Annotated in this window: 8 protein-coding genes; all 8 read left to right on the top strand. The window is 59.0% G+C overall.

Translation table 11 applies throughout. The features are described 5' to 3' along the window. The first annotated feature begins 130 nt into the window (after positions 1–130). Positions 131–1,393 carry a YiiX/YebB-like N1pC/P60 family cysteine hydrolase gene (locus ACYCZ5_RS13045; protein ID WP_461545234.1) on the top strand — a complete coding sequence of 421 codons (1,263 nt, stop codon included), beginning with the start codon at positions 131–133 and terminating at the stop codon, positions 1,391–1,393. A gap of 697 nt (positions 1,394–2,090) precedes the next feature. Next, entirely contained in the window at positions 2,091–3,896 is a 1,806-nt protein-coding gene (locus tag ACYCZ5_RS13040; RefSeq protein WP_461545233.1) for a putative bifunctional diguanylate cyclase/phosphodiesterase, read from the top strand. Then, a complete protein-coding gene (locus tag ACYCZ5_RS13035; RefSeq protein WP_459720670.1) occupies positions 3,896–4,714 on the top strand; it encodes a response regulator in 819 nt (272 codons plus the stop codon). Before ACYCZ5_RS13040 ends, ACYCZ5_RS13035 begins: the two co-directional genes overlap by 1 nt. A gap of 51 nt (positions 4,715–4,765) precedes the next feature. Then, positions 4,766–5,593 (top strand): HDOD domain-containing protein, encoded by an 828-nt coding sequence (locus ACYCZ5_RS13030; protein ID WP_459720672.1) that lies wholly within the window; start codon positions 4,766–4,768, stop codon positions 5,591–5,593. A gap of 34 nt (positions 5,594–5,627) precedes the next feature. Next, positions 5,628–7,205: an ATP-binding protein gene (locus ACYCZ5_RS13025; RefSeq protein WP_459720675.1), complete on the top strand. Its 1,578-nt coding sequence runs from the start codon at positions 5,628–5,630 to the stop codon at positions 7,203–7,205. 67 nt (positions 7,206–7,272) lie between these two features. Then, positions 7,273–8,592 (top strand): HD domain-containing phosphohydrolase, encoded by a 1,320-nt coding sequence (locus ACYCZ5_RS13020; protein WP_461545232.1) that lies wholly within the window; start codon positions 7,273–7,275, stop codon positions 8,590–8,592. Positions 8,593–8,635: 43 nt separating this feature from the next. Further along, positions 8,636–9,772 (top strand): FIST signal transduction protein, encoded by a 1,137-nt coding sequence (locus tag ACYCZ5_RS13015; protein WP_459720681.1) that lies wholly within the window; start codon positions 8,636–8,638, stop codon positions 9,770–9,772. Between the two features lie 3 nt (positions 9,773–9,775). After that, on the top strand, positions 9,776–10,861 hold the full coding sequence (locus ACYCZ5_RS13010) for an ATP-binding protein (RefSeq protein ID WP_461545231.1): 1,086 nt from the start codon (positions 9,776–9,778) through the stop codon (positions 10,859–10,861). Positions 10,862–11,282 lie beyond the last annotated feature (421 nt).

Genomic DNA, 11,282 nt, shown 5'->3' with positions numbered 1-11,282 from the left:
GCGCATGGAACTGTTTATTGCAACTACAAGGAGATGCAAAACGGGTTCAATCAAGCAGGCATGAAAGCCTTCTGGGTTGTGGCCATCGTTCAGTACCGGTACCGAATCGTTGGTCAATCGGAGTTGTGAAATGAGTGAATCTGAATTGCGGCCTAGGGTATTCGTCGCCGACCTCATCCAGCCCGGCGATGTTGTCTTGACGACCACGCCCGACCCGATGAGCCAAACGATACGTAAGTTCACCGGCACGGACATCTCCCACGCCATGATTTGTGTGGATACGTCGAGCGTGATCGATTCCACAAGCGACGGTGTTCACGCACGTAACCTTGGGCGAATCATTCTTGAGCCAGGATGTGCAGGTCATGTGCTTCGACCTGTGAAGCCGCTGTCGACTGATCAATTACGCTCTGTCATCTTCTTCGCCAGAGCTGCGGTTGGCACTCGATATACGGTGGCCGGCGCTGCAAAGAGCGTGTTGGCGGGTTTCGTGGCAGGCCGAAGGCAGTTCTGCTCGCGTTTAGTCGCGCAAGCCTACCGCGATGCCGGCGTGAACCTAGTATCGGATGCCGACTTCTGCCACCCAGGAGAGCTCTTGAATAGCGCCGCGCTTGTTGAAGTTCCAAATGTGCTTAGGAATCTCAGTCCAGAAGAAGAGGCTGACCGGTGTGAGGATATTGACAGTGTCCAGGCTATGCGCGATTCAACCAACGCCTTGCTCCAGGAGGCCCGCAAACTGTCCCCTGAGATCGAGTCGCTGAACGATATCGATGCTTACCTGGTAGAGCATCCAAAGGGAGATGCTCAACTTGTGCAAGCACTGAGATCTTCAAGGTATTTAGAACTGTGGAGAGATGAGCTCGAAAGGAATTCTTGGCAGTACCACGTTGCCATGGTGGAGGGGTATAACGGCTCGGATGTACGCAAGCAGAGGTACTGCGAAGTTGTGCTGGCAGACGAGGAGTTGAGCCCAAACCGATTTATCCTGAACCACGCGGGCTACGTGACCTTGAATACGTTGCACCCTCGCCAATACTTTGCCCTGATGGTGAATCTGTACGACATCCTGACCCTACTTCATGCTCGGCGCATCAATGCAGCAACTGCTTGGCTTGAGAGTAAGGGGCTACGCGAGCCGGCACCTCCAAAACTCCTCCGTCCACACACACATGAGTGGTTTGCTTCGCTACGAGAATGGGATCCAAAGCAGGCTGCAATGTCGGAAGCAGCCATTCAGAGGGCGGGAGGTTCAGATGTGTGCAGTGTCTGTGCGGATGATCCGGCCCGTGATTACGTCTTGGTGAGTATGCCAGCAGCTGGACCAGGGACGCTTCGTCTCTGCGATGACTGTTTTCGCATCCGCTCTCTCGACGAACCAATGAGACCTTTCTGACCGCCTATTCTCAGCGAGTCTACGCAAGGTTGCTTGGACTGCTTCGTGGGCGATACAAACATAAACCGTTAGATCTTGGCAATGTCTGGTACCCAGCTTCCGTAGTTATTAACTTGCTAAAGTTGACCAACCGCAACCGAGTTTATATAGACAACCATTTCAAGCAGGTCAATGACGGCCACTGGAAGTGGCTGCTGATAAGCAGCACACCAACTGACCGATATGGGCGAGAAGGTGGCCTAGTCAGGAGCTCGGCCATTGCGGCCGAATCAGTCACTTGAGCTTTCGTCTGCTATTGAATCAATATCGGAAGTTCCAATCTCTTCGGGCGCACAAATTTAGTTTTAATATCAGGCGGTTGCAGCGTTAGCTGTAGCAGTTTTTTATTTTTTGCGTGGCTTTTTTCATTTTCATTGCATCACTTCAGGCGTGCTCACTTCCTTAATTCACTAGAAGCTAATCCTACCTCCCCCAAGTCCCCAAGAGTTTGCCAGTTGGTTTGCCACATATTGTTGAATTGCGTTTAAATCTGACCCAACCCCTGCCGCTATGACTAGATACGGCGAAACGGAATCGCCAAATACTTTTGCCCGTTATGCTGCCCCCTGCAAGAGAGTTTGCGCATTGCTACGCGTGGCGTTAATAGGCGGCGAATGACGTGATAGAGTGTGACCTAAGCATGTATTGCGGGAGGGGTATGGAACGCACACTGTTATTGGTCGACGATGAGGCGGATATCATTTCCGCGTTGGCGCGCGTCCTGAGAAAAGACGGTTACAGGATATTGTCCGCGAGCAGCGGCAAGGAAGGTCTGGCGCTGCTCGCGCAACACGAAGTCGGCGTCATCATCTCGGACCAGCGCATGCCGGAGATGTCCGGCGTGGAGTTCCTGACCCGGGTGAAGGAACTCTATCCGCACACCATACGAATCGTGCTGAGCGGCTATGCCGATCTCGATGCGGTGATGGATGCCATCAATCGCGGTGCCATCTACAAGTTCTTCGCCAAACCATGGGACAACGAAACGTTGCGGGCCGAGGTGCTGGAAGCCTTCAGGCACCACGAACTGGCGTGGGAGAAGGAGACTCTGCTGCAGGAGATACAGGCCGCGAACGACTTGCTGGCGCGGGTCAATCTTGAGCTGGCGGAAGTGGTGGCGTACAAGGACAGCCAGATCGAGCATATCGCCCATTACGATGCCCTGACCGGCCAGCCCAACCGCCTGCTGTTCGTCGACCGTCTGGATCAGGAGCTGGCCCGCGCGCAGCGGGAAGAGCGCATGGTGGCCGTGCTGGCGGTCGGCCTGGACCGCTTCAAACAGATCAACGACTCTTTCGGTCACCCCATGGGCGACCAGCTGCTGCAGGTGGTGGCGGAAAGGCTGGTCGGCAAGGTGCGCGCGTGCGATACCGTGGCGCGCATCGCCGGCGACGAGTTCGGCGTGGTGCTGACGGGCGTGAAAGCCGCACATGACGCCGGCGACGTGGCGCAGAAGATAATCGATTCGATAGCGCAGAACCCCATATCGATAGGCGACAGCGAGATATTCGTTACACTCAGCATTGGCGTCTGCCTGTATCCACTCGACGGGCCGAACACCGCGACGTTGCTCAGGAATGCGGATGCGGCATTGCATCATGCTAAGACCGAGGGTCGCAACAATTTCCAGTATTACGCCGCCCACATGAACGCCTCGGCATGGCAGCGTCTCCAACTGGAGACAGGGCTGCGCCGGGCGCTGGAGCGCGAAGAGTTCGTGCTCCATTACCAACCGCAAGTCGATCTGGAGAACGGTAAGATCATCGGCATGGAAGCGCTGTTGCGCTGGCAGAGCGCGGAGCGCGGCCTGATCTCTCCTGGCGAGTTCATCCCGTTGTTGGAAGAGACCGGCCTGATCGTGCCGGTGGGCGACTGGGTGCTGCGCACGGCATGCCAGCAGGCGCGCGCATGGCAAGCGGCCGGACTTTCCGGTTTCCATGTCGCGGTCAATCTGTCCACACTGCAATTCAGGCAGCCGGATTTTGCCGGGGTGGTGACCGCCATCCTGGAGGAGTACGGCATCGACCCCGCGCAGAGGATGATCGAACTGGAGTTGACCGAAAGTCTGCTGATGCACAACGTGGCCGGGGCGATAGACACGCTGAACAAACTGCACGCAACGGGAATAGAGTTCTCCATCGACGACTTCGGCACCGGCTATTCCAGCCTGAGCTATTTGAAACGCTTTCCGATAAGCAGCCTCAAGATCGACCAGTCGTTCGTGCGCGACCTGTCCAGCGACCGTAGCGATGCAGCCATCGTCACCGCCATCATCGCATTGGGGCACAGCCTGGGGATGAACGTCATCGCCGAGGGGGTGGAAACCACAACGCAACTTGCACGCCTGCGCGAGATGGGATGCGACGAGATACAGGGCTATCTGTTCAGCCGGCCGGTGTCCGCGGCGGAAATGACACGTTTACTGCAAAACGGCGAAACCCTGAGTTTGCCACTGGAGGTGTGATGGAACGCACACTGTTACTGGTCGACGACGAGGAGAACATCACTTCCGCCCTGCTGCGCCTGTTGCGCCGGGATGGCTACCGCATCCTGCGCGCGAACAGCGGCGAGGCGGGACTGGAATTGCTGGCGCAGAACGAGGTCGGCGTGATTATTTCCGACCAGCGCATGCCGGGTATGACCGGAGTGGAGTTCCTCGGCCGGGTGCGCGAACTGTATCCCGACACCGTGCGCCTCGTTCTGAGCGGTTACACCGAACTCAACTCGGTGACCGACGCCATCAACCGCGGTGCGGTCTATAAGTTCCTCACCAAACCATGGGAGGACGAACTGCTGCGTGCCAACGTGGAAGAGGCGTTCCAGCGCTACGAATTGAAAATGGAGAACGTCCGGCTGGCGCAGGAGTTGCAGCGCGCGAACGCAGAGTTGCTGAGCATCAACCATGAGCTCGAGCGGCGGGTGGAGGAGAAAACCAGTGAAGTCATGCGCAACCTGAACGTGCTGCGGGTGTCGCAGGAAGTGCTGGAACACTTGCCGGTGGCAGTCATCGGCATTGGCGAAGACGGTGTGATCGCCATTGCCAACCGGGCCGCGCACAGCCTGTTCTCGCAGCAGGGAGCGCGTGCCTTGCTGGGCGAGACGGCCAGCGACGTCATCCCGCCCGAATTGCTGGCGTGCATGGCGGGCGCGGAATGCGACAGGCCGGATGAAAAATACCCGTACCGTTTGGACGATGGTCGGCAAGCCAGCTGCTGGTGCTGCAGGATGGGGGCGTTTTCGTTATCAAAAGGCTTCGTTCTCGTTATCGATGCCGGCATATGAAACTAATCATTCCGAAATTTGGCCCGAACCAATATGACTACGCGAATTACGATGGATAAGAACGCGATTCTCGACCGCCTGCATCAGTTGCCCGCCATGCCGCTGGTGGTGCAGGAGGTGCTGGCAAGTTTCAATGACGAGCGGATCGGCAGCGCTGTTCTGGCACACAAGATCGCGCTCGATCAGGGCTTGAGCGCCAGAGTGCTGCGGGTGGCGAACTCATCCTTCTACGGCCTGCCGCGCGAGATCGGTTCGATCCAGGAAGCGGTGACGGTGCTGGGCTTCGACACCGTCCGTTCGCTGGTGCTGTCGGCGGGCTTCATGCGCGCCTTCCCCGCCGCCGCGGGCAAGGGTTTCGACCGCCATGCCTACTGGCTGCGCAGTTTCCGGGTGGCGACCTACACCGAGGCGTTGGCGCAATGTCTGGGCAATGAGCGGCCGATGTCGTTCAGCGCAGGCATGTTCCACGATGTCGGCCAACTGGTGCTGGATGTATGCATGCCGGAACAGTTCGCCGACGTACTGGCGCAGCAAGCGGCTTCCGGCCGGGATCTGCTCGAATGCGAGCGGGAAGAACTGGGATTCGATCATGCCGAGATCGGTGCGGATATGGCCAGGCGCTGGAATTTTCCGGCCAAACTGGAACATGCCATCCGCTATTGGCGCGCGCCGGCGCATGAGCCGTTCGAGGCGGTGACCGCGATGGTGCATATCGCGGTGGAACTGGAGCGCGGCGCGGGCGGCGAGGCGCTGATCGAGAGTCTGCCGGAAACGCTGCGCGAGAGTTTGCAACTGAGCTGGCCGGAACTGGAGGTCTGTTTGCCGCAGCCGCAGCAACTGGATGCCACGGCAAGACTGATGCTGGCGACGCAGGATTGATGCACAAGGATATTGCGAGGAGGCAACGGAGACCATGGATCTTTCAAAGCGCAGCGCATCCCTGCTGGAGAATTCTCCCGCCCTGATCCTGCTGGTCATCGCCTTGTCCGTGGTGGCGGCCGAAGCGTCGGTGATGCTGCTGCTGAACTATCTCCCGCCGCTTTCCATGCTGCAGGAGGCGTTCGCCGATGCGGCCATGCTGGTCGTGCTGATCTCGCCCGCGCTGTATCTGTTCCTGTTCCGGCCCATGGTGGCGCAACTGCGCCGGCGCACACATGACGCGAAGGTGTTGCAGGCTTCGCTGGGAGAGTTGCGCTCCCTCAAGTTCGCACTGGACAGGCATGCCATCGTCAGCATCACCGATGCCAAGGGGCAAATCGTTTACGTGAACGAGAAATTCTGCAAGGCAAGCAAATACCGGCGCGAGGAACTGCTCGGGCAGAACCACCGCATTCTCAAATCCGGCATGCACGAGGACGGACTCTACATCGACATGTGGAGAACGATCTCTGCCGGCAACGTGTGGCAGGGTGAATTGTGCAACCGGAGCAAGGACGGTGAACATTACTGGGTCGAGACCACCATCGTGCCCCTGCTCGACGAGCAGGGGCTGCCGCGCCAGTACATCGCCATCCGCACCGACATCACGCGCTTGCTGGCGGTCACCGCGGCACTGGCCGACAGCAAGGCGGAACTGGAACTGCGCGTGCGTGACCGTACGGCCGAGCTGGAGCAGGCCAAGCAGGCGCTGGAGGCGGACATCCATGCGATGAAACAGCTCAACCAGAAACTGGAAGACGCACACAACCAGCTGTTGCAATCGGAGAAGATGGCCTCCATCGGCCAGCTGGCGGCGGGCGTGGCGCACGAGATCAACAACCCGATCGGCTACGTGTATTCCAACCTGGGCACGCTGGAAAAGTACGTGCAGGACACCTTCGGCATGCTCGAACTGTACGAACAGGCGGAAGACGCGCTCACCGACCCGGCCGTGCGGGCGCGCCTGCAGACAGCCAGGCAGAAATTGGACATCGCCTTTCTCAAAACCGACCTGCGCGCGCTGATGGAGGAATCGCGGGACGGCATCACCCGCGTGAAGAACATCGTGCAGAACCTGAAAGACTTCTCGCACGCGGACAGCGCCGACGAGTGGCGTTACGCCGACCTGCACCGCGGACTGGACAGCACCCTGAGCATCGTCAACAACGAGATCAAATACAAGGCGGAAGTGGTCAGAAAGTACGGCGAGTTGCCGGAAGTGGAGTGCCTGGCATCGCAGCTCAACCAGGTGTTCATGAACCTGTTGGTGAACGCCGCCCACGCCATCGAGGAGCGCGGCACCATCACTGTCAGCACCGGACGGCAAGGCGATGAGGTATGGGTGGAAGTGGCGGATACCGGCAAGGGCATCGCCCCGGAACACCTGAAGAAACTGTTCGACCCCTTCTTCACCACCAAGCCGGTGGGGCAGGGGACAGGGCTTGGGCTGTCGCTGTCTTACGGCATCGTGCAGAAACACCACGGCCGGATAGAAGTGCAGAGTGAATTGGGCAGGGGATCGGCCTTCCGCGTATGGTTGCCCGTTGAGCAAGCGCGCAACAGGACGGAATGATCACGTCAGCCGCAGCAGCGGGGAAAAGGATATCGAATATGCAACGGCACACACGATCGGGGCGCGTATGAGCGAGACACCAGACACGACAGCGACGATACTGTTCGTCGATGACGAGGCGAATATCCTGTCCTCCCTCAAGCGACTGTTTCGCCCGTTCGGTTACCGCATCCTCACGGCGGAAAGCGGCGCCGAGGGACTGGAGATCCTGCAGCGCGAGCCCGTCGACCTGGTGGTCTCCGACATGCGCATGCCGGAAATGAACGGCGCGCAGTTCCTGGAGCAGGTCCGTGCAAGATGGCCGGCGACGCTGCGCATCCTGCTGACCGGCTATGCCGAGATAGACGCCACCATCGAGGCCATCAACAAGGGGCATATCTACCGTTACGTCTCCAAGCCGTGGGAAGACAACGACATCACGCTGACGATCCGGCACGCGCTGCATCAGAAACAGCTGGAGCGGGACAAGCAGCGACTGGAAGAACTGACCTACCGGCAGAACGAGGAGCTGAAGGAGCTGAACGCCAGCCTGGAAACGAAGGTCAAGGCGCGTACCGAGGAACTGCGCCAGACCATGAGTTTCCTCGAAGCCGCACACGAGAAGCTCAAGCAGGGTTTCATCACCTCGATCCGGGTGTTCTCCAACCTGATCGAGATGCGCGAGGGCGGCATGGCGGGGCACTCGCGCCGGGTCGCCGAACTGTCCAGAGCCATCGCCTGGCAGATGGAGATGAAGGAACCGGACGTGCAGGACGTATTCCTGGCGGCGCTGTTGCATGATGTCGGCAAGATCGGTTTTCCGGACTACCTGCTGGTGAAGCCGTTCTCGACCCTGACCGCCGAGGAGCGGGGCGCGGTGATCAAACATCCGGCCAAAGGGCAGACGGCGCTGATGGCGCTGGAACAATTGCACAATGCCGCGAAGCTGATCCGCAGCCACCACGAGCATTTCGACGGCTCCGGCTACCCGGACAGACTGGCCGGGCTGGAGATCCCCCTGGGCGCGCGCATCATCGCGGTGGCCAACGAATACGACTCGGTGCAGATCGGCACGATGTTGAACAAGCATCTGAAACAGGCCGACGCGCTGCTGTTCATCCAGGATGGCCGCGGGCGGCGTTACGATCCGGCGGTGGTGGATGCTTTCATCAGCGTCATGGGAGCGAACACTGAAACTGCCCATGTGCGGCCGGAACTGGCGCTGCATCCGGAGCAGCTCAGGCCCGGCATGGTGCTTTCGCGCGATCTGCTGACCAAACAAGGCGAACTGCTGTTGTCCAAGGATTACCGGCTGGACGAACTTTTGATCGGGCAGATCAGGAACTTCGAACAACAGGGCGACAAATTGACCCTGTATGTCTATGAAAAAAGGCCGGGACAGGCGTAGCGTCTGACGCCCGCTTTTCCATCAACTCCAACGGAGGGCGATCATGTACATCGAACAGCAATACTGGACGGCCAGTGACGGCTGGCAAAAGGAATCGGCGGCCACCGTCGACGGTAATGCCTCGCTGGTGCTGGTCTTCGGCGCGGGCCATGTGCTGGCCGATGCCGCGCGGATGGACGAGGTGCGTGCGTTCTATCCCGCCGCCCCGCTGCTCGGGTGTTCCACCTCGGGTGAGATCTGCGGCACCCGCGTGCGCGACGACTCGCTTGTCGTGACCGCCGTCCGTTTCGAGCATACCGCGATCAAGCTGGCGCAGACGACCGTCAACGGCAGCGCAGACAGCGCGCATGCCGGCCAGCGCCTGGCGCAGGATCTGGTGCAGCCGCAACTGGTGCATGTGCTGGTGCTGTCGGACGGGCTCAAGGTCAACGGCACCGAGTTGGCGCGCGGTTTGCGCGAGAACCTACCGCAGGGCGTGGCCGTGACCGGCGGCATGGCCGGCGACGGCGCGAACTTCAAACAGACACTGGTCTGTGCCGACGGCCCGCCCGCCGAAGGCATGATCGCCGCGCTGGGTTTCTACGGTGATCGCCTCAAGGTCGGTTATGGCTCCCTCGGTGGCTGGGACTCCTTCGGCGCGGAACGACTGATCACGCGCTCGAAAGGCAACGTGCTGTATGAACTGGACGGGCAATCCGCCCTTGAATTGTACAAACGATATCTGGGCGAACATGCGGCCGGGCCGGCGGAAGCCCTGCTGTTCCCGCTGGCGCTGCGCACCGACGGCGAGGGCTACGGCCTGGTGCGTTCGGTCATGGTGATAAACGAGGAAGAACAAAGCATGACCTTCGCCGGCGACATGCCGGAAGGGGGCTATGCGCGTCTGATGAAGGCCAACTTCGAACGCCTCATCGACGGCGCAGCCGATGCGGCGCACGCCACCAGCGAGACGCTGGGCGCGTCCAACCCCGAACTGGCTCTGCTAGTCAGTTGTGTGGGACGCAAGCTGGTGCTCAAACAGCGTGTGGAGGAAGAGGTGGAAGGCGTGCGCGAGGTGCTGGGCGAAGACACTGTGCTCGCCGGCTTTTATTCCTACGGCGAGATCTGTCCGTACGGTGCGTTCACCAAATGCGAGTTGCACAACCAGACTATGACGATCACCACTTTCTCGGAGCGATGAACCATGCACAGGCTGCTCGCACGCCAGATCAAGCGTCACCTCGGAGATCCGGCCGAACTGCCGGCGGGGCTTGCGGCATTCATCGCCGCTGTGGACGAGGCTTATGACAACGCCGATGCCGATCGCCTGCTGATCGAACGCTCCCTTGATTTGATGTCGAAAGAGTTGACCGAGGCCAATGGCGGACTGCGCAAGGAACTGGCGGAGCACCGGCGCATAGAACATATCCTGCAAAAGAAACAGGAAGAGCAGGATATCCTCATCAGGAAACTGGAAGATGCGCACAGCCAACTGCTGCAATCGGAGAAGATGGCCTCCATCGGTCAGCTGGCGGCGGGTGTGGCACACGAGATCAACAACCCGATCGGCTACGTGTATTCCAACCTGGGCATGCTGAAAAAATACGTGCATGACGCCTTCGGCATGATCGAACTGTACGAGCAGGCGGAAGGGGCGATCACCGACCCAGAAGTTTTGGCGCGTCTACAGGCGGCCAAGCAGAAACTGGATCTCGCCTATCCCAAGACCGACCTGCGCGCGCTGATGGACGAATCGCAGGACGGCATCACCCGGGTCAAGAAGATCGTACAGAACCTGAAAGACTTCTCGCATGCGGACAGCAGCGACGAATGGCGCTATGCCGACCTGCACCACGGTATGGACAGCACCCTGAGCATCGTCAACAACGAGATCAAATACAAAGCGGAAGTGGTCAAGCAGTACGGCGTCTTGCCGGAAGTGGAGTGCCTGGCATCGCAGCTCAACCAGGTGTTCATGAACCTGTTGGTGAACGCCGCCCACGCCATCGAGGAGCGCGGCACCATCACCCTGCGCACCGGCCGCGAAGGCGACGAGGTGTGGGTAGAGATCGCCGACACTGGGTGCGGCATCGCGCCCGAACACCTGCAGAAGATATTCGACCCGTTCTTTACCACCAAGCCGGTCGGCAAGGGCACGGGACTGGGGCTGTCGCTGTCGTACGGCATCGTGCAGAAACACCACGGCCGGATCGAGGTGCAGAGTGAGGCGGGTAAAGGCACCGCGTTCAGGGTTTGGCTGCCTATCGTGCAGCCGCCGGAGACGAATTGATGCAAGCAAGGAAAATCGAGTTCACAAGAGCTGCTTGATATTGTCCTATCGCCCCCTTCATTTGACTTCTAAGAACTGGAAAATGTACATATGAACTAAAATCCAGACCTATCAAAATGATTAATAAAGGATTTAGTGCATTTGTCTAGTTAACTTGATTGGTGACTGTACATAAACTGTGTTCATACCGAGGAATTGATTCAATTTAGATTGAACGTGTTCATGAACACATTAGGTGTCGAAAATTAGCGAACCATAAAGTGAAGGCCGAGAACCTGCCTGTCTCAATCTCGGTGCGGATTCAATCCGTCGACGCAACAAGTTGGTTAAATCGTTCAGCCGGTGTTTGATAGTTTAGCGTCTTCCTTGGTCGTTCATTTAGCCTCCTCGCCACGCCATTTAGCTGAGTTTGCGTGTATCC

Source organism: Sideroxydans sp. (assembly GCF_054604835.1).
The sequence above is the reverse complement of the archived record's forward strand: the minus strand, read 5'-3'. Positions and strand labels throughout refer to the sequence as shown.